Consider the following 22,932-nt stretch of genomic DNA (forward strand, 5'->3'; position numbering starts at 1 on the left):
AATCGGGGCGGTACTCGTTGACCCAGGCGACGATTTCGCCTGGGTCTTTTGTATCCACGGTGCGGACGCGACCGGCTTCGCATCGGCTTTGTGCCAGAATCTGTCGATCACGGGAAACCGGCCGTCGTTTCTCCTGTCCAACGACGACGCAGCCGCTCCCGCCTCCCCCAACACGGAACCCTCGCCGATGCGCATCCTCGTGATCGAAGACAACCAGGACATCGCCGCGAACCTCGGCGATTACCTCGAAGACCGCGGCCACACCGTCGACTTCGCCGCCGACGGCGTGACCGGCCTGCACCTGGCGGTGGTCCACGACTTCGACGCGATCGTGCTCGACCTCAACCTGCCCGGGATGGACGGGCTGGAGGTCTGCCGCAAGCTGCGCAACGAGGCCCGCAAGCAGACGCCGGTGCTGATGCTGACCGCGCGCGATTCGCTGGACAACAAGCTCTCCGGGTTCGACTCCGGCGCCGACGACTACCTGATCAAGCCGTTCGCGCTGCAGGAAGTGGAGGTGCGGCTCAACGCGTTGTCGCGGCGCGGCCGCGGCGTGCAGACGCGGGTGCTGGAAACGGCCGATCTCGAATACAACCTCGACACCCTGGAAGTGCGCCGCCAGGGCAAGCTGCTGCAGCTCAATCCCACCGCGCTCAAGATCCTGCAGTCGCTGATGGAGGCGTCGCCGGCGGTGGTCACCCGGCAGGAGCTGGAAACCCGGGTCTGGGGCGAGGAACTGCCGGATTCGGATTCGTTGCGGGTGCACATCCACGGCCTGCGTGCGGTGATCGACAAGCCGTTCGACACGCCCCTGATCCAGACCCGGCACGGCATCGGCTACCGCATCGCCGCGCCCGAGGGCAGCAGCTAGTCGTCCGCCCGGATACGGGACCAGCTCTCGCACATGTCGACAGATCCGCCGCCCGAAGCGACAAGTACGCGCCGGGCCAGACGTTACCGGCGGCGGTTGCGTACGCGCATCGTTGTCTCGTTCCTGCTGCTTGGGATATTTCTGTCGGCGTTCATCGCCGCGGCGACCTTTTACGTGCAGAACAGGGTCGAGAACCGGGTGATCTCGGATACCTTGATCAAGAACAATGACCTCTACGCCGAAGGCTTCTACAGCGATCCGGATGCCGTGGGAGTGGCATTCGAGAAGATTCAGGGAAGGATGTTCAGCGTGGATCGCCTCGATCGCGTACCTGCGGAGTGGCGGAATCTGCCGGATGGCGTCCATGAGCTCGAAACAGACGACAGCGACGGGCCCAAACGCGTCTACAAGCTCGCGGTGCGCAAAGATCCGGAGTACTGGTTCTTTCTGGCGTACGACATCGCCGAAGAACGCGAGAGCGAAAACCGATTGCGTGGGGCGCTGATCCTCCTGGTTGCGTTGCTGAGCCTACTTTCCTTGATGGTGGGATGGTGGTCCGCATCGCGGGTCATGAGCCCAGTTTCGGAACTCGCTAAACGATTGAGTCGATCCGGTGATAGTGCATCCCCTGAACTGCTTGCCCCGCACTTTCCGGACGACGAGGTTGGCCAACTCGCCGGCGCGCTGGACGACTACGCCGCGCGGCTGACCGAGGTGGTGCAGCGCGATCGCGAGTTCAATGCCGACGTCAGCCACGAGTTGCGCACGCCGCTGGCGGTGATCAGGGGCGCGGTCGAACTGCTGCTGGCCAAGCCCGGGCTCGACGACAAGACCGAGGCGCGGCTGCTGCGCATCCAGCGCGCCGAACAGCAATGCACCGACCTGATCAGCGCGCTGCTGCTGCTCTCGCGCAACGAGCGCGGGCACGGCGCCACCGACGTGGCCAAGGTGGCCGAGCAGTTGCTGGATGCGTACCGCACCCAGATCCGCAACAAGCCGCTGGAACTGCGCCTGCAGGGCGAATCCGGGCTGGTGGTGGACGCGCCCGAGGCCGCGGTCTCGGTGGCGCTGGGCAACCTGATCGGCAACGCGGTCAAGTACACCAATGCCGGTGAAGTGGTGGTGCGGGTGCTGCCGCATGCGGTCGAGGTGATCGATTCTGGTCCCGGCCTGAGCGCCGAGGACGCGGCGAAGCTGTTCGAGCGCGGCTACCGCGGCACCCACGCCGAGCACTCGCAGGGCGGCGGCATCGGCCTGTCGATCGTGCGTCGGTTATGCGATCTCTACGGCTGGAGCGTGCGCGTGGTGCCTGGCGAGACGCAGGGCGTGATCGCGACGCTGTCGTTCGCCACGGACACCACCCCCCCATCGTAGAGCGGAGCTTGCTCCGCTGCTCCCGGCTCCGGAGCCCGCGCAGCCGAGCAAGCTCGGCTCTACGGGGTTGGGGACATGCGGGAGCGCGTCCGGTAGTCGGGTCCGGTCTTCACGGTCGTTGCGCCGCCGCTGCATCCGCTTCGCCGCTGGCCAGGGTCCAGCCGACGATGTCGCGGGTGATCGCGGCCAGCGACTGCTCGAATGCGGCCACCACGGCATCGACCTCCGTGCCGGCGGCGGGCGCCGCCTGCAGGAACGTGCGCGAGGCGGCCACCCGCTGGTCGCGGTTGTGGAGCAGCTTGGCGGCGATCTCGATCGTCGCCCGGGGCACCGCGCCGCCGGCGTAGTCGGACTCGAAGCGACGCAAGTCCAGCACCAGCTTGTAGTCGGCGCGGATGCCGGTATCGCTGCGGGCGACAGCGTCGATCGTGCCGGAATCTTCGAATGCGCGCAGCAGCGTGTCCTCGATCAGGTTGGTCGACGGCTGCGCCCAGGAGGCGCCGGCGTAGACCTGCAGTTCCGCCGGCGTCGGCCGCACGTTGATGCGCGGGCTATCGACCACGCGCGAGGCGGAGGCGCCGCCGATGGCGAGCTGCCACTGCACGCTGGGCCAGGACGGGTCGGCCTGGATGCGGACATCCGGCGCGTAGATCGTGGCGCGCTCGCCGCCGCCGCCGCCGCCCAACAGGCTGCAGCCTGTCAGCGCCGCGAGGCAGGCCAGCACCACCGCCAAAGACCGGCCGCCGCGGCGGTCGGTTCCGGGTTTTCGATGCCCGCTGTCTGTCTTCATGATGTCTTCCGATCGATAGCCGATGCCTGCGGCGACCTGCGTCGTCGAGCGGGGCCCGCTCCGCTGCGTGGTCTCCGGGGACGGGAGCAGCGGAGCGGGCTCCGCTCTACGTGGGTGTTGCCGGTTCGCCGCGGCGGTGGTCATTCCGGTTCGAACTCCTTGGGGGCGTCGCGGCCGAGCAGGTAGCGCGCGGGATTGCTCTCGAGCCGGTCGCTGATCCGGCGCAGGTCGCGGACCAGCGCGCGCAGTTCGCCCAGCGTCGGCCCGAGCTGCGAGAGGCCGTCGTTGGCGAAGCTGTTGATGGCCGCGCGGTTCTCGTTGAGGATCGCGTCGGCGCCGTCTGCGGCCGAGTCCAGCCGGACCAGGGTGCGGTCCAGTTTCTCCACCAGCTGCGGCAGTTCCTGCACGAAGCCGCGATCGAACTCGCCGATCACCGTGTTGGCGGAATCGAGGGTGCGCTCCAGCCGCTCGCTGGCCGAGCGCGCCGAACGCAGCAGTTCGGTGATGTCCTCGCGGCCGTCGCCGAGCGCCGCGGTGGCGTTCTCGATATTGGTCAGCGTGTTGTCGATCTTGGCGATGTTGTCGTCGCTGAACAGCGTGTCCAGCCGCTCGACCAGGCGGTTGGCGGTATCGGCGATGTTCTGCAGCGCCGACGGCTCGGTGAGGATGATCGGCACCTCGCGGTCGCTGCGATCGGCCAGGCGCGGCGCGTCGGGGCTGCCGCCGGTGAGCTGGATGATCGGCGGCCCGGTCAGGCTGGTGATCGAGAGCCTGGCGCGGGTGTCGACCTTGATCGGCGCCTGCGCATCCAGGCGCAGCTGCGCGATCACCTGGCGCGGATCGTCCGGCGCCAGTTGCAGTTGCTGCACGGTGCCGACGGCGATGCCGTTGTACTGCACGCTGCTGCCCTCCGACAGGCCGGTGACCGGCTCGTTGAACACCACCGCATAGGTTTCCCAGCTGCGGTCGGAGGCGTACTTGGCCGCCCACAGCGCGAACAGCAGGCCGAATACCGTCACCGCGATGGTGAAGGCGCCGATCAGGACGTAGTTGGCTTTGGTTTCCATGGGTCAGGGCCGGGAATCGGGAATGGGGAACAGGCAATCGGGAACGGCAATGCCGTTCCCGCTATCCGGAGGCGACGATTGCGCGCCGACGCCGGGCCGCCAACGGGCGCTAAAAAGGCCGGGCGCGGGGATTTCATTCATTCCCGATTCTCCTTTCCAGATTCCCGGTCTTCTGCGCTGCGCGGGCGCGCGGGCCGTGGAAATACTCCTGCACCCATGGATGGTCCAGTTGTTCGATTTCGGCCAGCGGCGCGGTGGCCAGCACCCTGCGGTCGGCCAGGACCGCGACGCGGTCGCAGATGGCGTACAGGGTATCGAGGTCGTGGGTGATCAGGAACACCGTCAGTCCGAGGGCCTGCTGCAGGGTGCGGATCAGCTGGTCGAAGGCGGCCGCGCCGATCGGATCGAGCCCCGCGGTGGGCTCGTCCAGGAACATCAACGGCGGGTCCAGCGCCAGCGCGCGGGCCACGCCGGCGCGCTTGCGCATGCCGCCCGACAGCTGCGACGGTAGCTTGTCGACGGTGTCGGCGGGAAGCCCCGCCAGCTTGACCTTGAGCAGGGCGAGCTCGTACCGCAGCGAATCGCTCAGCTGCGGGTAGTACTCCTTCAGCGGCACCTGAACGTTCTCGCCGACGGTGAGCGAGGAGAACAGCGCGCCGTCCTGGAACAGGACGCCGGTGTTGCGCTCGACGTGGCGGCGCGCCACCGGATCGTCGCTGCGCGCGTCCACGCCCAGCACCTCGATCTCGCCGGCATTCGGCCTGCGCAGCCCGAGAATGGTGCGCATCAGCACCGACTTGCCGGTGCCGGAGCCGCCGACCACGCCGAGGATCTCGCCGCGGCGCACGTCCAGGTCCAGCCCCTCGTGCACGACCTGCTTGCCGAAGCGGTTGTCGACGCCGCGCACGCGGATGATGGGCGAGCCGGTGGACTCGCCGTGATTGGTGACTGGTGATTGGTGATGGGTCAAAGCGGGGCCCTCCCCATGCCAGCGGCCTTTGCCTTCGCCAATGACGAATCACCAATCACGAATCACCGCTCCTTCACCAACCCACGTTCATGAACCAGATCGCCGCCAGCGCGTCGAGCACGATGACCAGCGCGATCGACTGCACCACGCTCGAGGTGGTGCGCTCGCCCACCGATTGCGCGGTGCCCTTCACCTGCAGCCCCTCCAGGCAGCCGATCAGCCCGATCAGCATCGCGAACACCGGCGCTTTCGACAGGCCGACCAGCATGTGCCGCAGCTCGAACGTGTCCTGCATCCGCGCCAGGTACGCCTGTGGCGGGATGTCGAGGCCGAAGGCGCCGACCGAGACGCCGCCCGCCAGGCCGGCGACCATCGCCAGGAAGGTCAGCAGCGGCAGCATCACCAGCAGCGCGAGGATCCGCGGCAGCACCAGCAGGTCCACCGGGTCCAGGCCCAGGGTGCGGATGGCGTCGACTTCCTCGCGGCTGACCATCGCGCCGATCTGCGCCGTGAAGGCGCTGGCGGTGCGGCCGGCGAGGATGATCGAGGTCAGCAGCACCGCGAACTCGCGCAGGAAGGCGATGCTGACCAGCTCGACCACGAAGATCTGGGCGCCGAAGTCGGCCAGGATGGTCGAGCCGAGGAAGGCGATCACCGCGCCCACCAGGAACGACAGCAGCATCACCAGCGGCACGGCATCCAGGCCCACCTGCTCCATGTGGTGCACGGTGGAGGTGAGCCGGAAGCGCGACGGCTCCTTCACCAGGCGCACCAGCTTGGCCAGGTTCTCGCCGAGGAAGCTGACCAGCGCGATGGCCTCCTTCCAGTTGTCCTGTACCGCGAAGCCGAGGCGGGCGAGCGCCGCCGCGAAGCCGTATTCGCGCTTGCGCGGCGGGCGGTCGTCGGCCACGTCCTCGATCGCCTCGACCAGCGCGTGGTGGTTGTCATGGAAGCGGAACCGGTCGAAGTCCAGTTCGCGGCGCCGGGCGAAGCGGATCAGCTGCAGCACGCCGATCGAATCGATGCGCTCGACGCCGGTCGCGTCGATCTCGCGCACGCTCTCCGGGGCATCGCGCAGGCAAGCGCCGATCTCGCCGGCGAAGCGCAGCGTCCAACGGCCGCCCAGGCGCAGCCGTGAGGCGTCGCCTGGATCGGTTTCGATGTGCGGCGCTGCGGTGGACGGGGTCATGCGGAGGCGCCATTCCTGTGCGCTGGAACCGCCATAGAGTACGCAATCGCGACAGCGCGCGGTCAAGCGGCGCGATCGCCCGGCCGTGGCCGCCGGGGCGGCGCTCCGGCGCGGCCGCTGTCGAAGCGGCCCTGTGCGTGCGATCCTGTGGCGATGACCCGCGCCTCGCCACGCACCTACGGCTACGCCGCCCGCATCGCCTTCGTGGTCGAGCTGGCGGAGCATCTGCATGCCTACGGCACGACCGCGCAGCGGCTCGAGAGCACGGTGGTCGGCATCGCGCAGCAGCTGGACCTCGACTGCGAGCCCTGGGTCAATCCGACCGGCATGGTGCTGTCCTTCAGCGATCCGCAGCGCCCGCCCGGCGACAGCGACACCACCCGCGTGATCCGGACGGCGCCCGGCGAGGTCGACCTCTACAGCCTGTGCGAGGTCGATCGCATCGCCGAGGAGGTGATGGCCGGCACGCTCGACCTGGCCGAGGGCCACGCCGCGCTGCGGGCGCTCGACCTGCGCCGCCCCGGCTGGCGGGGCAAGACCCTGCACGTGTTCGCGTTCGCCATGATCGCCGCCGGCGTGGCCGGGCTGTGGCGGTTGCCGTGGCTGGATATCTCGACGGCGGCGGTCATCGGCCTGCTGATCGGCCTGCTCGACCTGGCCACCCGCAACGGACAGCGGCTGAAGGAGGCGGGCGACGCCCTGGCGGGCATGCTCGCCGGCTTCGTGGCCATCGTCGTGGCCGGTTTCGTGGCGCCGCTGAACCTCAACACGGTGGTGATCGCATCGCTGATCGTGATGCTGCCCGGCATGGCGCTGACCAATGCCGTCACCGAACTGACCAGCCAGCACCTGGTGTCCGGCACCGCCCGTTTTGCCGGCGCGATAACGACGGTGCTCAAGCTCACGGTCGGTACCGTGATCGCGCTGACGCTGGCGCAGATGCTCGGGATCGAGCCGCAGGTGCGGGCGCTGCGGCCGCAGCCGGACTGGGTGGAGTGGGCGGCGTTGGGCATGGCGTCGCTGGCCTTCGCGATCCTGTTCCGCGCCCATCGCCGCGACTACCCGATGGTGATGCTGGCCGCGGCGGCGGGCTATCTGATCTCGCGCTACGCCGGCGCCGCCTGGGGGTCTTCGATCGGACTGTTCCTGTCGGCGCTGGTGCTGACCGCCGCGGGCAACGGCTACGCGCGCTGGGCCAACCGTCCGGGCGCGGTGATCCGGGTCCCCGGCATCATCATGCTGGTGCCCGGCAGCGCCAGCCTGCGCGGGCTGATGACCTTGATCCAGCAGCAGGACGTCGCGCTCGGCCAGCAGGCGATGCTGGCGGTGCTCAACATCATCCTTGCGCTGATCGCCGGTTTGCTGTTCGGCAATCTGCTGCTGCCGGCGCGGAAGAGTCTGTGATTGCGCCATGCAGACTTCTCCGTTGCGCCGAGAAAAATGCCGCCGCCGCGGCCGGTGCCAATGACTAGCCGGATCGCGCCAGGCAACGAGACAAACGCCGTTGCCACGGCCGGTGTCCATGACTAGCCGGGATCCGTTCAGATGCATGGCGGAAAACCATCGGACGACCATCCGACGGCCATGGATCTCCCCAGGTCCCGATAACCAAAAAAACGCCGGCTTGCGCCGGCGTTTCTCATTGCTTTTGGAGCGGGTTTCGCGATCACTTCTTGATCAGGAAATCCTCGACCTTCTTGCCTTTCTTCACCTGGGCGGCCAGCCAGCGCGGCTGCTTGCCGCGGCCGGTCCAGGTCTCGGCCTTGTTGGCCGGATTACGGTACTTCGGCGGCACCTTGCCGAGCTTGCGGCCCTTGGTCGCCTTCTTGGTGGTCCTGCGGGTCGCGGCGGCGGTGCCGGCGGCGCGGCCTCCGAACAGCTCGGCGAGGCTGTAACCCTCCGCCTGCGCCTGCGCCTCGAGCTTCTTGCGGACCGCGGCGATCGGCTTGCGCTTCTTCAGGGTGGTCTTGCGCTGCTTCGCCTGGGTGATCAGCGAGTCGAGTTCCCTGGCCGACAGGTCGTTCAGATCGATTGCCATCAAGTACTCCGGATTACGAAAAAAGGGGGGATGCCGGTCCGTGGCGCCCGCGATCATAATCGAATCGGTAAATCCTTGACAAATCCAGAGTTAATCGGTGTGGTCGAATCCGGCAATCGTTCCGGGGCCGGCGCAATCGCAGAAACCCGGCAACCGGTTCAGCGGCGATCGTCCAGGCGCGCGAACAAGGCACTGCGATCGAGGTTCTCGGACGCGTCGGCGCCGCGTGCACGATATTCGTACGTGCCCGCGGACAGGCCGCGTTCGGAGACCACCACGCGGTGCGGGATGCCGATCAGTTCGATGTCCGCGAACATCGGGCCGGGGCGCAACCCGCGATCGTCGAGCACGGTTTCGATGCCGGAGGCCTGCAGTTCGCGATACAGGGCTTCGGCCGCCTCGATCACCGAGGGATTCTGCTTGGGATTGATCACGCAGACCGCAACCTGCCAGGGCGCCATCGGTTCGGGCCAGAGGATGCCGGCGTCGTCGTGGTTCTGCTCGATCGCGGCGGCGACCACGCGCGAAACGCCGATGCCGTAGCAGCCCATCGCCGGTACCGCCGCCTTGCCGTTTTCGTCGAGCACGGTGCAGTCCATCGCCTCGGCGTACCTGCGGCCGAGCTGGAATACATGGCCGACCTCGATGCCGCGGGCGATGCGGATCTCGCCGCCGTCCTCGGCGCGATCGCCCTCGACCACGTTACGGATATCGGCCACGGTGTCGGGCTCGGGCAGGTCGCGGCCCCAGTTGACGCCGGCCAGGTGGTAGCCGGCCTCGTTGGCGCCGACGACGAAATCGGCCAGCGCCGCGACCTCGCGATCGGCGATCACCCGGACCGCGCCACGCATGCCGACCGGTCCCAGGAAACCCGGCTCGCTGCCCAGGTGGGCCAGGATCTCGGCCTCGGTCGCCATGCGGTAGCCGGACAGGCCGGGCACCTTGGCCAGCTTGATCTCGTTGACGGCGTGATCGCCGCGCACCAGCGCCAGCACGAAGCCGTCGTCGGTCATCACCGCGATCGACTTGACCGTCCGCGCCAGTGGAATGCCGAGCAGCGCGGCCACGTCCTCGCAGGTCCGCTGCGTCGGCGTGTCGACCTTGCGCAGGTCCTCCGCGGCGGCCGCGCGCGGACCGGGCGCGGCGGCGGCGGCGGCCTCGACGTTGGCGGCGTAGTCGGAGCCGGTGGAGAACGCGATCGCGTCCTCGCCGGAATCGGCCAGCACGTGGAACTCCTGCGAAGCGTCGCCGCCGATCGCGCCGGAATCGGCCTGCACCGCGCGGAACTTCAGCCCGAGCCGGGTGAAGATGCGGGTATAGGCCGCATGCATGTTGCGGTATTCGCGATCCAGGTCGGCGTCGGTGAGGTGGAAGGAATAGGCGTCCTTCATCAGGAACTCGCGAGCGCGCATGACCCCGAAGCGCGGGCGGATCTCGTCGCGGAACTTGGTCTGGATCTGATAGAAATTCACCGGCAGCTGCTTGTAGCTCGCCAGCTCGTTGCGGGCCAGGTCGGTGATCACTTCCTCGTGCGTTGGGCCGACGCAGTACCAGGCGCCCTTGCGGTCGCGAAGTTTCAGCAGCTGCCCGCCGAATTTCTGCCAGCGCCCGCTTTCCTCCCACAGTTCCTTCGGCTGCACCGACGGCATCAGCAGTTCGATCGCGCCGGCGGCGTTCATTTCCTCGCGCACGATCGCCTCGACCTTGCGCAGCACGCGCAGCCCCAGCGGCGACCAGGTGTAGATGCCGGCGGCGAGCTTGCGCACCATGCCGGCCCGGAGCATCAGCCGGTGACTGGCGATCTCGGCGTCGGCGGGCGTTTCCTTGCTGGTGTGGAGATGGAACTGCGACAGGCGCATGGCGGGGATTCGTCGAAAGCGGACCCGCGATTCTGCCAGCGTCGAGGCCAGGTGCGGGGATTTTTTGTTCCGGGCAGGCCGCGGTTCCCAAGGCAAACCAGCAACGCGCACTTGGATCCGGCTCGCGCCCGTGCATGCGGTGCCGGACGCACGGCACCGGGATTTCCGCCCTGGCCGATGCCGGCGCCGGTCCGGGGTCAGTGCCGCTCGCCGTGGACCTCGATTCCCTCGCGCGGCCGCACGTCGACCTTCTCGTAGCCGCGGCCGCCCCCTGGCGGGCGTTCGGTGATCTGCAGGTTGCCGGCGTCGTCGCGCCAGCGATACAGCGCCGGGCCGGCGTCCTCGGCGATGGCGGCCGCGGCGCTTTCGGCGCGGTCGCGCTTGGCCTGCGCCGTTTGCGGCGAATCGCGCGACAGCCACCAGGCCAGCGCGCCGCCGGCCGCCAGGCCCAGCACCACGGCCCAGGCCAGGCGCACGGCTCAGGTGGCGGGTGCGTCGTCGGTGCAGTAGGCCCGCACCGCCGCCTGCGCCAGCTCCAGCTGGTTGGCGCGCTCGTCGGCGTCCAGCTCGCGAACGTTGCCTTCGCCATCTTCCTGCTGCACCGGTCCCTCGTTTCGCAGGGTCTCGATATTGCGGCGTGCGATGGCGCACTGCGGATTCTCGGCCGCCGCGGGGGTGGCCGCCTGCCCGGTGGTGGCGGCCCGCGAGGTGCTGGCGCCGGAGTCGGTGATCTTGCGCTGCTGGTAGCTGCCGCTCGGCGGCGGGGATTCCGAGTAGTGGGTGACGCCGCTGGCGTCCTTCCACTGGTAGACCTCGTTGGCGCCGGCGCCGGCGACGGACGCGGCGGCGACCAGCGCCAGGGCGGTGCCGAGGATCGGATGGCGCATGGAAATCTCCTGGGGAATCGAGGAAAGGGGGAAAACCGGGGGGTTGGACGCGATTGCAGCACCCCCGGGCCAGGCGCGCAAGCCGCGGGTCCGCGGTGCTTGACCGCCGTCGCGGGATTCCCGGCTCCCGGGCCCGGTAAACTCCGCCCATGGAAGACGACACCCCCACCCCCGGCCCGGCGCGCGGCCGCGGCATCTACCTGCTGCCGAACCTGTTCACCACGGGCGGACTGTTCGCGGGATTCTTCGCGATCATCGCCGCCTCGCAGGGGCGCTACGGGGCGGCCTGCATCGCGATCTTCGTCGCCGCCATCCTGGACGGCATCGACGGCCGGGTGGCGCGCCTGACCAACACCCAGAGCGAATTCGGCGTGCAGTACGACTCGCTGGCCGACCTGATCAGTTTCGGCATGGCACCGGCGCTGGTGATGTACCACTGGGCGCTGATGTCGCTGAAGCTCGACGGCGTGACCGCCGGGCGGATCGGCTGGCTGGCGGCGTTCCTGTACGCGGCCTGCGCGGCACTGCGGCTGGCGCGTTTCAACAGCCAGGTGGCGAAGGTCGACAAGCGCTGGTTCGTGGGCCTGGCCAGTCCCGCGGCGGCGGGGTTGATGGCGAGCTTCGTCTGGGCCAGCCACGATCTCGACTGGAGCGGCGAGGAGCTGCGCTACGTCGCGCTGGCGGTGACGGTGGTCGCCGCGCTGCTGATGGTCAGCCAGATCCGTTACACCAGCTTCAAGGGCAGTGGCAGCGGGCCGAAGTCCGACCGAGTGCCGTTCTTCTTCCTGCTGATCGCGCTGGCGCTGCTGATCGCGCTGTGGATCGATCCTCCCAAGACGCTGCTGACGGCGGCCACGCTGTACGCGTTGTCGGGTCCCGCCGCATGGGCCTGGCGTCGTCGCTCCTCGGCGGCGAGGGCGGCGCCGTGAGCTGGGACGGGCTGCAGCGCGAGGCGCTCGACGCGCTCGGTTTCACCCTGTGGCGCAGGGTCGACGCGGCGGCGTCGGTGCCGGACGATCCACTGCTGCATGCGCTGCTGCGCGCGGCCGGACGCGGCGCGGACGCGCCGGACGCGGCCAGCCTGTGTCGCGGCTGGATGCCGCTGGCGCGCCTGCGCACGCCCGAGGCCAAGCGCGCACTGTGGCCGCAGCTGCGTGCGCTGCGGAGCCGGGCCGTCTCGTGAACGCGCGGGCCGCGGACGCCCCCGGCGTTGCCGCCAGCCTGCGGCCGATGCGCGTCGACGATCTCGCCGAGGTGATGGCGATCGAGCTGCGCGCCTACCCGTTCCCGTGGACGCCGGGGATCTTCCGCGATTGCCTGCGCGCCGGCTACCCGGCGTGGGTGCTGCAGGAGCGGTCGCGCATCATCGGCTACGGCGTGCTCAGCGTCGCCGCCGGCGAGGCGCACGTGCTCAATCTCTGCGTCGATCCCGAGGTCCAGGGGCTGGGGCACGGCCGCCGGCTGCTGCGGGCACTGCTGCGCATCGCCCGCGGGCAGGGCGTGGTGCGGGTGTTCCTGGAGGTGCGGCCGTCGAACCCGCAGGCCGTCGCGCTGTACCACGACGAGGGCTTCAACGAGATCGGGCGGCGGCCGCGCTACTACCCCGCCGTGCAAGGGCGCGAGGACGCGATCGTGATGGCGATGGAGCTGGTCGGCGACGATTGAGGGATCCATCGGCCATGCCGGAAGGCGGCCCCTCGGTTCGTATCGCGACAGCCGGTGTGGGAGCGACGGAAGTCGCGACTGATTCCCGCCGGGCAAACCCCCGGCTTTGCCGGGGGATACCTTGCTCGGACCCGTCGCGACTTCCGTCGCTCCCACGCGTGAGCCCGCCTGCCGGGCGCGGCCAGCTGCCGCTCTACAGCCGAGCGCGCTGCGCGGCGAGCGCCTCGCGCTGCGCGGCCCACTCGGCCAGGCGCTTGCGCTCCTGTTCCACCACCGCGGCCGGTGCGTTCTGCACGAAGGTGGCGTTGCCGAGCTTGCCCTCGCACTTGCCGATCTCGGCCGCGACCCGCTTGAGCTCCTTGTCCAGGCGGGCGCGTTCGGCGTCGAGGTCCACCAGGCCCGCCAACGGCACGAACAGCTTCAGCCCGCCGACGACGCCGGCGGCGGCCGGCGGCGGGTCGCCTTCGACCGCCTCGATGCGCTCGAGCCGCGCCAGGAACGTCAGCTGCGAGGCGAAGCGTTCGGCGCGGGTGCGGTCGGTGGCGGATGCGTCGCCCAGCAGCAGCGTCACCTGACGCGCCGGCGAGACGCCGAGCTCGCTGCGGATGCGGCGCAGCGTCGACACCATCTGCTTGAGCCACTCGACGTCGTCCTCGGCCTGCGCGAACCCGGCCACGTCGAAGCCGGCGGCCTGCGGATAACGCTGCAACGAGATGCTGCCGTCGTCGATGCCGAGCCGCGGTGCGACCTGGCGCCACAGCGCCTCGGTCACGAACGGAACCAGCGGGTGCAGCAGCCGCAGCAGCGCCTCGAGCACGTACAGCAGCGTGTGGCGGGTGCTGTCGGCGGCCGCGGTGTCGTCGCCGTTGAGCGCCGGCTTGGCCAGTTCGACGAACCAGTCGCAGAACCCGTTCCAGGCGAACTCGTACAGCGTCTGCGCCAACAGGTCGAAGCGGTAGGCGGCGAAATGCGCCTCCGCCTCGGCGGCGGTTCTCGCCAGGCGTGCAAGGATCCACTGCTCGGCCTCCGTGCGCGCCGCCGGCGCGGCGCCGGCCGCGGCCGAGAACCCGTCGGTGTTCATCAGCACGAAGCGCGTCGCGTTCCACAGCTTGTTGCAGAAGTTCTTGTAGCCCTCGGCGCGGCCGAGGTCGAACTTGATGTCGCGCCCGGGGCCGGCCAGCGCCGCCATGGTGAAGCGCAGCGGATCGGCGCCGTGCGCGGCGATGCCGTCGGGGAACTCCCTGCGCGTGGCCTTCTCGATCTTCGCCGCCATCTGCGGCTGCATCAGCCCGGTGGTGCGCTTGGCGACCAGGGCGTCGAGCGTGATCCCGTCGATGATGTCGAGCGGGTCGAGGATGTTGCCCTTGGACTTGGACATCTTCTGCCCGTCCTTGTCGCGCACCAGGCCGGTGATGTAGACGTCGCGGAACGGGACCTGCCCGGTGAGCGCGTCGCTCATCACGATCATCCGCGCCACCCAGAAGAAGATGATGTCGAAGCCGGTGACCAGCACGCTGCTGGGCAGGAACTCGCCGAACCCGCGTTCGGCCATGGCGGCCTCGTCCGGCCAGCCCAGGGTCGAGAACGGCCATAGCCCGGACGAGAACCAGGTCTCGAGCACGTCGCTGTCCTGCGACAGCGGTCCGCGGTAGCCGGCCGCTTCCGCCTTGGCGCGCGCCTCGGCCTCGTCGCGGCCGACGAACACCTGGCCGCCCTCGCCGTACCAGGCCGGGATGCGGTGCCCCCACCATAGCTGGCGGCTGATGCACCAGTCCTGGATGTTCTGCAGCCAGTGCCGATAGGTGCTGATCCAGTTCGGCGGCACGAACTTCACCGACCCGTTCTCGACCAGTTCCAGCCCGCGCTGCGCCAGGCCGTCCATCTTCACGAACCACTGGTCGGTCAGGTAGGGCTCGATCGCCTGGCCGGTGCGGTCGCCGCGCGGCACCTGCAGCTTGTGCGGCTTGGCCTCGACCAGCAGGCCGGCGGCCTCGAGGTCGGCGACGATCGCCTCGCGCGCGGCGAACCGGTCGAGGCCGCGGTACCGCTCCGGCGCGTTGTCGTTGATCGCAGCGTCCGCGGTGAAGACGTTGATCAGCGGCAGCGCGTGCCGCTGGCCGACGGCGTAGTCGTTGAAATCGTGCGCCGGGGTGACCTTGACGATGCCGGTGCCGAATTCGCGGTCGACGTAGGCGTCGGCGATCACCGGGATCTCGCGCCCGGTCAGCGGCAGGGTCACCGCCTTGCCGACCAGGTGCGCGTAGCGCTCGTCCTCGGGATGCACCATCACCGCGGTGTCGCCGAGCATGGTCTCCGGGCGGGTGGTGGCCACCACCACCTCGCCGCTGCCGTCGCTGAGCGGGTAGCGGATCGACCACAGGAAGCCGTCCTCCTCCTCGCTCACCACCTCCAGGTCGGAGATCGCGGTCTTCAGCACCGGGTCCCAGTTGACCAGGCGCTGGCCGCGGTAGATCAGGCCCTGCTCGTACATGCGCACGAAGGCCTCGATCACCGCCCGCGAGGGCATGTCGTCCATGGTGAAGACGCTGCGCGACCAGTCGCCGGAGGTGCCCAGCCGGCGCATCTGCCGCTCGATCGTGTCGCCGGACTGCGCCTTCCACTCCCAGACCTTGGCGATGAAGCCCTCGCGGCCGAGCGCGTCGCGGGTCTCGCCCTTGCCCTCGCGCGCCAGGTTGCGGGTGACCACCATCTCGGTGGCGATGCCGGCGTGGTCGCTGCCCATCTGCCACAGCGTGCGGTGGCCGAGCATGCGGTGGTAGCGGACCAGCGCGTCCTGCAGCGTGTGCTGGAACGCATGGCCCATGTGCAGGGTGCCGGTCACGTTCGGGGGCGGTAGCAGGATGGCGTAGGCGGGACCGTCGCCGCGCGGCGCGAACATGCCGGCCGATTCCCACTCGGCGTAGAGCCGGGATTCGAAGGCGCTGGGATCGTAGCTGGGGGCGAGGGACATGAGGGCCGGGATTCGTGATTCGTGATTCGTGATTAGTTAAAGCGAGTGCCGGGGGGCCGGGAATTCGCGGCCAAGTGGTTCGCTTTTGCGAATCACCAATCACGAATCCCCAATCCCGGCTCTTCTACATATCGTATTTCTTCAGTTCCAGCCCGCGCGCCTGGTACTGCTTCCAGCGCTCGCGCAGCGGGCCGCGCGCGGATGCGTCGGCGGGCACGACTTCCAGTACCCGTTCGAAGCCGCCCTCGACCGCGGCGTCGCGCAGGTTGATCACCAGCGGACGCATCGGCGGATCGAACTCCGGCGGCGCGATCAACACGGGCGTGACATCGTCCTCGTCCCCGCCGGCGATCTGGTGCGCGACATAGACGTCGTCGCCCATGTCCCACAGCAGGTCGTCGAGCGTCTCGGCCTGCGCCCGGTCGCGCGCCAGCACCAGGGTCGACAGGTCGGCGTCGTGCGCCTTGCGCGCCAGTTCGCAGACCAGCCGCAGCGGCTCGTCGCGGAAGCGCGGCTTGGCGATCAGGTAGAAGTCGGCACGGGGCATGTTCAGGACACCGGGGCGCGCAGGGACAGCAGGCCGCCCGCCATCCCGCCGAGGAAGGTGGCGCCGAGCGCCCCCAGGAGTGCGAGCGCATACCCGCGAAGGGCCCGCAGGCGCTGGCCGCGCGGGCGTGTCGTCGTCAGGTAGACCGGGATCGCGACCAGGGTGAAGAACACGGTGCCCAGGTTCATCCAGATCGACCGCCGGTGGCCGTGTTCGCGACGGTCGGCGGCGAGCCAGGCGAACACCCAGACGAGCACGAGCACCACCAGAATGAGCTCGAGCCAACCATCGGTTTCCACCCGGCCAGACGCCGCCCCGGCGCCGTACACGAAGCAGTTCAGGCAAAGCAGGACCAGCGCGGCGCGCTTGGACACTTTCAGCCGGCCTGGTCCATCAGCCACTGGCTCAGCAGCCCCACCGGGCGGCCGGTGGCCATGCCCAGCTTGCCGTCGCCGCTGGCGCTGCCGGCGATGTCGATGTGCGCCCAGCGCTGGCCCTCGGTGAAGCGCGAGAGGAAGCAGCCGGCGGTGATCGCGCCGCCCCAGCGGCCGCCGATGTTGTAGACGTCGGCGAACGCCGAGTCGAGCATCGGCTGGTACTCGTCCCATAGCGGCAGGCGCCAGGCGCGGTCGAACACGGTCTCGCCCGCGGCCAGCAGCTCGTCGGCGAGGTCGTCGTGCTTGCTCATCAGGCCGCTGGCCTGGCGGCCCAGTGCGACCATGCAGGCGCCGGTGAGGGTGGCGACGTCGACCAGCGCCTGCGGCTCGAAGCGTTCGGAATAGGTCAGCGCGTCGCACAGGATCAGCCGGCCCTCGGCATCGGTGTTGCCGACCTCGATGGTCTTGCCGGACATGCTGGTGATGACGTCGGACGGGCGATAGGCGTTGCCGTCGATGGCGTTCTCCACCGCCGGCACCACCACCCGCAGGTTGATCGGCAGGCCCAGCCCGACCGCCGAGACGAACGTGCCCAGCACCGTGGCGGCGCCGCACATGTCGAACTTCATGTCCTCGATGCCGCCCTGGGTCTTGAGGTTGACGCCGCCGGTGTCGAAGGTGATGCCCTTGCCGACCAGCACGTAGGGCTTGGCATCGCCGCCGTTGTTCCACTCCAGCACGATCAGCCGCGGGCGGTGGGCCGAGGCGCGCGCCACCGCGAGCAGGGCGCCCATGCCGAGCGCTTCCATCTCCGCCTCCTCCAGCACCTGGCAGGCGGCCTTGTCGAAGCGCGCGGCGAAGGTCTTCGCCTGCTCGGCCAGGTAGGCCGGGTTGCAGACGTTGGCGGGCAGGTTGCCCAGCTCGCGCGCGAACTCGACGCCGTTGGCGATGGCCTTGCCCTGCGACAGGGCCTGCTCGTCGTCGCCGGACACCGCCAGCGCGCGCAGGCCGGTGTGCTCGCGCTTCTTGTTGTTGGCGCCGAGGGTCGCGATATAGCGGTAGGCGGCATGGTCGGCGGCGACCACCGCCTGGCGGATCGCCCAGGCGGCGTCGCGGCCGTCGACCGCGAGTTCGGACAGCGTCAGCAGCGCGCTGGCGCCGGCGCCGGTCTTCAGCGCCCGGATCGCGTCGGTCACCGCGCGCTGGTACTGCGCGGCGCCGAACTTGGCCTGCTCGCCCAGCCCGACCACCAGCACACGCGGCGCGGCCACCCCGTCCAGGTCGTGCAGCAGGGTGGTGCGGCCCGCCTTGCCGCTGATGTCGCCGCGCTCGAGCAGCGCCGCCAGGCGGCCGTTGCTGGCGCCATCCAGCGCCTGCGCGGCCGGGGAGAGCGCCTTGTCGGCGTAGGTGCCTACCACGACGCAGTCGGTCGCGGCGGTGGCGGGGGTGTCGCGATTCAGGGTGAATTCGAGGGTCATCAACCAGATTCCGTGTGCGGGTCATTACAATCGGGCGTTCGGTCGCGGCCGCGACCGCCGCCGGCCCCGTGTCCACGCCGCCGGCATACCCGTGAAAAGAACCCCAAAGTCTAAAGCAACCCGCCTTTCGATGCCGAAGCTCGACAGCTACCTGTTCCGCGAATTCGCCCAGGCCACCTTCGCCGTGCTGGTGGTGCTGATGGTCGTGAGCCTGGGCGGCGTGTTCGCCGACGTGCTCGGCGACATCGCCCGCGGCCGGGTGCCGGCCGGGATGATGCTCTCGCAGCTGGGCCTGCAGGTGCTGAACTACCTGCCGCTGATCCTGCCGCTGGGCCTGATGCTGGGCCTGCTGCTGGCGGTGGGCCGGCTGTACCGGGACTCGGAAATGCCGGTGCTGACCGCCACCGGCGTCGGTCCGCGCCGGCTGCTGCGCCCGGTGCTGCTGCTGCTGGTGCCGATGGTTGCCTTCATCGGCCTGTGCTCGCTGTGGCTGGGGCCGTGGGCGCGCGACTATTCCAAGCGGATGATCGAGCAGGGCAGCCGCAGCCTGCTGATCGCCGGGCTCGAGGCCGGGCGCTTCGTCGAGCTGCCGGGCGGCCGCGGCGTGGTCTACGTGGGCGGCATGTCCAACGACGGCACGCAGATGGCGCGGGTGTTCGTCTACCAGCAGGACGAGGAGCGGATGGACGTCACCACCTCGGCCACCGGCCGGCTGACGGTCGAGAGCAGCGGCGAGCGGTACCTGACGCTGGACGACGGCTTTCGGGTGGAGGGACCGCAGCGCGAAGGCCTGGACTTCCGCCTGATGCGCTTCGCCAGCAACGAGCTGCAACTGCCCGAGGCCGAGGGCAGCCGCGACGAAGCCGATCCCGAGCTGCAGCCGACGCTGGCCCTGCTCGGCGACGAGCGGCGCGAGGCCCGCGCCGAACTGCACTTCCGCCTGGCGCCGCCGCTGCTGGCGCTGGCGTTCGGCCTGCTGGCGGTGCCGCTGGCGCGCAGTCCGCCGCGGCAGGCGCGCTACGGCCGCACCATGCTGGCCTTCCTCGGCTATTTCGTCGGCGTGAACCTGATGCTGCTCGGCCAGGACTGGCTGGCCGAGGGCACGATCCCGATCGCGCTCGGGCTGTGGTGGCTGGTGCTGCCGCTGCTGGCGCTGGGGACCTGGATGTACTTCACCGACGGCCGCGTCGGGCGCGCGTGGTGGCGGTGGCCGCGATGATGCCGTTCCCCAAGCTCCACGACCTCTACGCCGCGCGCGTGGTGCTGGTGACGGTGATGCTGACCTGGGCGGTGCTGACCGGCCTGGATTTCGTGGTCAGCGGCCTGTTCTCCGAGATCGACGACATCGGCCAGGGCGACTACGGCTTCTTCTCCGCGCTCACCTACACGCTCTACAGCGTGCCGCGCCGCGCCTACACCATGTTCCCGACCGCGGCGGTGATCGGCACCCTGATGGGCCTGGGCCAGCTGGCGGCGACCTCGGAGCTGACCGCGCTGCGCGCGCTGGGGTTGTCGCGCAAGCGCCTGAGCGTGTCGGTGGCGGTGCCGCTGCTGCTGCTGACCGTGGTGATGATCCTCAACGGCGAGACCCTGGCGCCATGGGCGCAGCGCAGCGCCGACGGCATGAAGGCGGCCGCCAAGTCCAGCGACCTGATCGTCGCCCAGTACTCCGGTCTGTGGGCGCGCGAGGGCGATACCTTCCTCAACGCCCGGACCGGTCAGGAGCGCAGCGAAGGCGGGCGGCAGTGGCTGGAACTGGCCGACGTGCGCCTGTTCGAGTTCGACGACGAAGGCCGCCTGGTCTCGGTGGCCAACGCCGCCACCGCCGAGCACGGCGACGACGGCTGGCTGCTGCGCGACGTGCGCCGGGTCTGGTTCGAGGAGCGCGCCGTCACCGAGACCGAGGTCGACGAGGAGAAATGGGCCTCGCAGCTCGACTCGGCCGCGCTGGCGACCGCCGGCAACCTGTGGCGGCCGCGCTACCAGCGCGCGGCCGACCTGCGCCGCGGCATCGAGTACCGCGAGCGCAACGGCCTGGACGCCAGCGAGTACGAGGAGCACTACTGGGGCCGCTGGTTCTACCCGTTCAACGTGCTGGCGCTGTGCCTGGCGGCGATCCCGTTCGCGTTCGGCAGCCTGCGCAGCGGCGGCCTGGGGCGGCGGCTGTTCATCGGCGTGGTGTTCGCGCTGGGGTTCTGGCTGCTGCAGAACCAGTTCGTGCGGCTGGCGGGCGTGTACCAGTTCGATTTCCGCCTCGCCTATCTGATGCCGCCGGTGGTGATGCTGCTGATCTCGTTCCTGCTGTTCCGGCGCCGGAGCGGCTGACGGCGCCAGCTTTTGCTTCAGTTTTGCCGTTGCCGTTACTGTTGCCTTTCCGCTTCTAAGGATGACGAACCACGTCGAAATCATCCAGACCCGGAGGGCGGCGGGCATGGTGCCCGCCGTTTTCCGACCGAGCCAGGATGGCGAGTCGGAAAATCCCCACAAGAACTCGGCAATTGGTTTGCTCTGTCGAGGAGGCCATTTCTTTTGGTGACTTTTCTTTGGGCCAGCAAAGAAAAGTTACCCGCTCGCGTAGCGAGTGGAAGCTCTGGAGCTTGTACTTACTCACTCTCGAATCAAGCAACGGCAAAAGCTTCCGCACGCTGGCGCGCGCGGGTTCATTTCTTTTGCTGGCCCAAAAGAAACGAACCAAAGAAAAGGGCCTTCCCTGACGGAGCAAACCAAGGGTTTCATTGTTGCGGGGATTTTCCGACTCGCCATCCTGGCTCGGTCGGAAAACGCCGCACATCCATGTGCGGCGCCCTCCGGGTCTGGGTAGAACGGCGTCGTTCGCCATCCTTAGAAGCGGAAAGGCAACAGCAACAGCAACAGCAACGGCAACGGCAACAGCAACGGCAACAGCAACGGCAGAAGCTTGGGGCCGGAGTGCGCGGGCCCTCGGGCATCGAGTGCGGGCCTACCGCGGACGCTTCGGTTCGCGTTGCAGGCCCGTGCCGCTGGCGCGGTCGTGCCAGGCCAGGCGGTCGCGGTCGAGCCATGCCCACCAGAACCCCAGGCCGGCGGACAGCAGCGACAGGGTGCCGACCGCGTAGCGCAGCCAGAGCGCGCGCCAGGAGGGCCGGCCGCCGTCGGCGGCGCGCACGCGCAGGCGCCAGGGGCGCATGCCCAGGGTCTGGCCGCCGCGGCGCCAGCTGACGGTGGCGTACAGTCCGGTGACCAGCCAGCAGGCGATCCACAGCAGCCAGCCGAGCACGGTGAACGGCGCGACGAATTCGCGCGCGCCGTGGCCGGCGAGCAGGTAGCCGAGATTGAACAGGAACGAGAGCGCGAACCACAGCGCCGCCGCCGGCCACAGGTCGTAGAACAGGGCCAGCAGGCGCCAGCCGATCAGGGCGCGCGGTTTCCTGGGTGCGGATGGCGAGGGATCGTCCATCGCGACAGGATAAAGGCAGTCCGAACGTGGCGGTGCCGCCTCGTAGGAGCGCACCGCAAGGGGCGCGCTGCCGCCGGCATTTGGCCGCCGCGGAACTCCGGCCGCCGGCGTGCCTTCCGGCTCGCGACCGGAGCGTCCATGACGGCCGAGACGCCGTCATCGCGCGCTCGTGCCTGCCTGGGGCTCCCCCGGACGGTGACGCGCCATCCTGACGGGCGGGCGGTCCCGCGCGTAAGCTTGCGGCATGACGACGACGACGCCCGCCGAGCGCCGCGTGCAGGCGATGCGGTTGCCGCCGCTGCCGGACGCCGACGCCCGCGACATCGACGCATTCCTCGATGCGTTCTGGGCCGAACGCGGCCTGTCCAGGCAGACGCTGGACAGCTACCGGCGCGATCTCGCCCTGCTCGCGCGCTGGCGCAACGGCCGCGGCGGCGGCCTGGCCGGCGCCGACCGCGCGACGCTGCTGGACTACCTGGCCCGGCGCACGCAGCAGGGCTATACCGCGCGCAGCAACGCGCGGCTGCTGTCGGCGTTGCGCGCGTTCTTCTCCCACCGGCTCCGCCGCGGCGAGCGCCCGGACGATCCGACCGCGTTGCTGGAGGCGCCGCGGCAGGGGCGGACGCTGCCGAAGGCGCTCACCGAGAGCCAGATCGACGCCCTGCTGGCGGCGCCGGACACGGAGGCCGCCGAAGGCCTGCGCGACCGCGCCATGCTGGAGCTGATGTACGCCTGCGGGCTGCGCGTCAGTGAACTGGTCGGCCTGCCGGCCAACGGCGTCAACCTGCGCCAGGGGCTGGTGCGGGTGTTCGGCAAGGGCCGCAAGGAGCGGCTGGTGCCGCTGGGCGAGGAGGCGCAGCACTGGCTGGAGCGGTATCTCGGCCAGGCGCGTCCGTCCCTGGCCGGTGGCCGGCCGGTGCCGCGCGACGACGACGGCGAGACGCCGCTGTTCATCAATCGCGGCCGCAAGGCGCCCAGCCGGCAACAATTCTGGAACGCGGTGAAGCGCTATGCCGCCGTGGCCGGCGTCGATCCTGCGCGGATCAGCCCGCACGTCCTGCGCCACAGTTTCGCCACCCATCTGCTCAACCGCGGCGCCGACCTGCGCGCGCTGCAGATGCTGCTCGGCCACAGTTCGCTGTCGAGCACGCAGATCTACACCCTGGTCGCGCGCGAGCAGCTCAAGCGGCTGCATGCCCGGCACCACCCGCGCGCCTAGGTGTGCTCTCTCAATAGGCGGTCACCCGGGGGCGAACCGTGATCCTGGAGGTGCGAGGGTGCATGCGCCGGAACGTCGGGGCAACGGTCCGCGACGGGTACGACCGTTTCATGCCGGAGTGGCGGCATGCGGCCGCCGGGAGGTCGCGACTGCGTCCTTGTGGGAGCGACGGAAGTCGCGACGGACCGCCCGCG

The 22,932-nt window shown here is 69.6% G+C and carries 23 protein-coding genes and 1 pseudogene; 9 read left to right on the top strand and 15 right to left on the bottom strand.

The genetic code is table 11. The features are described from left to right. Positions 1-187: 187 nt before the first annotated feature. Positions 188-871 (top strand): response regulator transcription factor, encoded by a 684-nt coding sequence (locus U3649_RS06420; RefSeq protein WP_149196539.1) that lies wholly within the window; start codon positions 188-190, stop codon positions 869-871. Between the two features lie 33 nt (positions 872-904). Beyond that, positions 905-2,245, top strand: coding sequence for a sensor histidine kinase (locus tag U3649_RS06425; RefSeq protein WP_407354046.1), 1,341 nt, complete (start codon positions 905-907; stop codon positions 2,243-2,245). A 109-nt stretch (positions 2,246-2,354) separates the two neighbouring features. Here U3649_RS06425 and U3649_RS06430 read toward each other — a convergent pair whose 3' ends face one another. The 5 genes from U3649_RS06430 to U3649_RS06450 all read right to left on the bottom strand — a co-directional run bounded on the left by U3649_RS06430 (position 2,355) and on the right by U3649_RS06450 (position 6,261). Continuing rightward, entirely contained in the window at positions 2,355-3,035 is a 681-nt protein-coding gene (locus U3649_RS06430) for an ABC-type transport auxiliary lipoprotein family protein (protein WP_407354047.1), read from the bottom strand. 140 nt (positions 3,036-3,175) lie between these two features. Beyond that, positions 3,176-4,102 (bottom strand): MlaD family protein, encoded by a 927-nt coding sequence (locus tag U3649_RS06435; protein ID WP_407354048.1) that lies wholly within the window; start codon positions 4,100-4,102, stop codon positions 3,176-3,178. 3 nt (positions 4,103-4,105) lie between these two features. Beyond that, entirely contained in the window at positions 4,106-4,243 is a 138-nt protein-coding gene (locus U3649_RS06440) for a hypothetical protein (protein WP_407354049.1), read from the bottom strand. Beyond that, complete coding sequence (locus U3649_RS06445) at positions 4,236-5,072, bottom strand: ABC transporter ATP-binding protein (RefSeq protein ID WP_407354050.1); 837 nt, start codon at positions 5,070-5,072, stop codon at positions 4,236-4,238. The genes U3649_RS06440 and U3649_RS06445 overlap by 8 nt, the downstream gene beginning before the upstream one ends. A 73-nt stretch (positions 5,073-5,145) precedes the next feature. Then, on the bottom strand, positions 5,146-6,261 hold the full coding sequence (locus tag U3649_RS06450) for an MlaE family lipid ABC transporter permease subunit (protein ID WP_407354051.1): 1,116 nt from the start codon (positions 6,259-6,261) through the stop codon (positions 5,146-5,148). Between the two features lie 153 nt (positions 6,262-6,414). Between U3649_RS06450 and U3649_RS06455 the strand changes: the two genes are divergently transcribed. Further along, positions 6,415-7,665, top strand: coding sequence for a threonine/serine exporter ThrE family protein (locus U3649_RS06455; protein WP_407354052.1), 1,251 nt, complete (start codon positions 6,415-6,417; stop codon positions 7,663-7,665). 262 nt (positions 7,666-7,927) lie between these two features. Here the strand turns inward: U3649_RS06455 and U3649_RS06460 are convergent, their stop codons facing one another. The 4 genes from U3649_RS06460 to U3649_RS06475 all read right to left on the bottom strand — a co-directional run bounded on the left by U3649_RS06460 (position 7,928) and on the right by U3649_RS06475 (position 11,045). Next, the gene (locus U3649_RS06460; protein WP_407354053.1) at positions 7,928-8,299 is read right to left on the bottom strand and encodes an H-NS family nucleoid-associated regulatory protein; all 372 of its coding nucleotides are present in this window, start codon (positions 8,297-8,299) and stop codon (positions 7,928-7,930) included. Positions 8,300-8,457: 158 nt separating this feature from the next. Beyond that, positions 8,458-10,158, bottom strand: a complete 1,701-nt coding sequence (locus U3649_RS06465) for a proline--tRNA ligase (protein ID WP_407354054.1) — start codon at positions 10,156-10,158, stop codon at positions 8,458-8,460. A 197-nt stretch (positions 10,159-10,355) separates the two neighbouring features. Further along, positions 10,356-10,634: a DUF4124 domain-containing protein gene (locus U3649_RS06470; protein ID WP_407354055.1), complete on the bottom strand. Its 279-nt coding sequence runs from the start codon at positions 10,632-10,634 to the stop codon at positions 10,356-10,358. 3 nt (positions 10,635-10,637) lie between these two features. Then, complete coding sequence (locus U3649_RS06475) at positions 10,638-11,045, bottom strand: DUF4124 domain-containing protein (protein WP_407354056.1); 408 nt, start codon at positions 11,043-11,045, stop codon at positions 10,638-10,640. A 149-nt stretch (positions 11,046-11,194) separates the two neighbouring features. Between U3649_RS06475 and pssA the strand changes: the two genes are divergently transcribed. The 3 genes and pseudogenes from pssA (at position 11,195) to rimI (ending at position 12,710) form a co-directional block, all read left to right on the top strand. Continuing rightward, a complete protein-coding gene (pssA, locus tag U3649_RS06480) occupies positions 11,195-11,974 on the top strand; it encodes a CDP-diacylglycerol--serine O-phosphatidyltransferase (RefSeq protein ID WP_407354057.1) in 780 nt (259 codons plus the stop codon). 86 nt (positions 11,975-12,060) lie between these two features. After that, positions 12,061-12,228, top strand: a pseudogene (locus tag U3649_RS06485) (alanine acetyltransferase); the annotation flags it as partial. A 47-nt stretch (positions 12,229-12,275) separates the two neighbouring features. Next, positions 12,276-12,710, top strand: a complete 435-nt coding sequence (gene rimI / locus U3649_RS06490) for a ribosomal protein S18-alanine N-acetyltransferase (RefSeq protein ID WP_407354555.1) — start codon at positions 12,276-12,278, stop codon at positions 12,708-12,710. 193 nt (positions 12,711-12,903) lie between these two features. On the opposite strand, the gene U3649_RS06495 is transcribed toward rimI, so the two are convergent. The 4 genes from U3649_RS06495 to U3649_RS06510 form a co-directional block, all read right to left on the bottom strand. Then, positions 12,904-15,681 (bottom strand): valine--tRNA ligase, encoded by a 2,778-nt coding sequence (locus U3649_RS06495; protein ID WP_407354058.1) that lies wholly within the window; start codon positions 15,679-15,681, stop codon positions 12,904-12,906. A gap of 124 nt (positions 15,682-15,805) precedes the next feature. Further along, on the bottom strand, positions 15,806-16,228 hold the full coding sequence (locus tag U3649_RS06500; RefSeq protein ID WP_407354059.1) for a DNA polymerase III subunit chi: 423 nt from the start codon (positions 16,226-16,228) through the stop codon (positions 15,806-15,808). A gap of 2 nt (positions 16,229-16,230) precedes the next feature. Beyond that, positions 16,231-16,602 (bottom strand): hypothetical protein, encoded by a 372-nt coding sequence (locus U3649_RS06505; RefSeq protein ID WP_407354060.1) that lies wholly within the window; start codon positions 16,600-16,602, stop codon positions 16,231-16,233. A gap of 2 nt (positions 16,603-16,604) precedes the next feature. Next, a complete protein-coding gene (locus U3649_RS06510) occupies positions 16,605-18,083 on the bottom strand; it encodes a leucyl aminopeptidase (protein WP_407354061.1) in 1,479 nt (492 codons plus the stop codon). Between the two features lie 130 nt (positions 18,084-18,213). Between U3649_RS06510 and lptF the strand changes: the two genes are divergently transcribed. Next, positions 18,214-19,302: an LPS export ABC transporter permease LptF gene (gene lptF, locus U3649_RS06515; protein ID WP_407354062.1), complete on the top strand. Its 1,089-nt coding sequence runs from the start codon at positions 18,214-18,216 to the stop codon at positions 19,300-19,302. Next, on the top strand, positions 19,299-20,408 hold the full coding sequence (lptG, locus tag U3649_RS06520; RefSeq protein WP_407354063.1) for an LPS export ABC transporter permease LptG: 1,110 nt from the start codon (positions 19,299-19,301) through the stop codon (positions 20,406-20,408). The genes lptF and lptG overlap by 4 nt, the downstream gene beginning before the upstream one ends. 55 nt (positions 20,409-20,463) lie before the next feature. On the opposite strand, the gene U3649_RS06525 is transcribed toward lptG, so the two are convergent. Both U3649_RS06525 and U3649_RS06530 read right to left on the bottom strand, forming a co-directional pair. Further along, a complete protein-coding gene (locus U3649_RS06525) occupies positions 20,464-20,922 on the bottom strand; it encodes a hypothetical protein (RefSeq protein WP_407354064.1) in 459 nt (152 codons plus the stop codon). 120 nt (positions 20,923-21,042) lie between these two features. Next, on the bottom strand, positions 21,043-21,519 hold the full coding sequence (locus U3649_RS06530; protein ID WP_407354065.1) for an RDD family protein: 477 nt from the start codon (positions 21,517-21,519) through the stop codon (positions 21,043-21,045). Between the two features lie 244 nt (positions 21,520-21,763). Between U3649_RS06530 and xerD the strand changes: the two genes are divergently transcribed. Further along, positions 21,764-22,738, top strand: coding sequence for a site-specific tyrosine recombinase XerD (gene xerD / locus U3649_RS06535; RefSeq protein WP_407354066.1), 975 nt, complete (start codon positions 21,764-21,766; stop codon positions 22,736-22,738). Positions 22,739-22,932: the final 194 nt, after the last annotated feature.

Source organism: Luteimonas sp. R10, assembly GCF_045689605.1.
Taxonomy (GTDB): domain Bacteria; phylum Pseudomonadota; class Gammaproteobacteria; order Xanthomonadales; family Xanthomonadaceae; genus Luteimonas.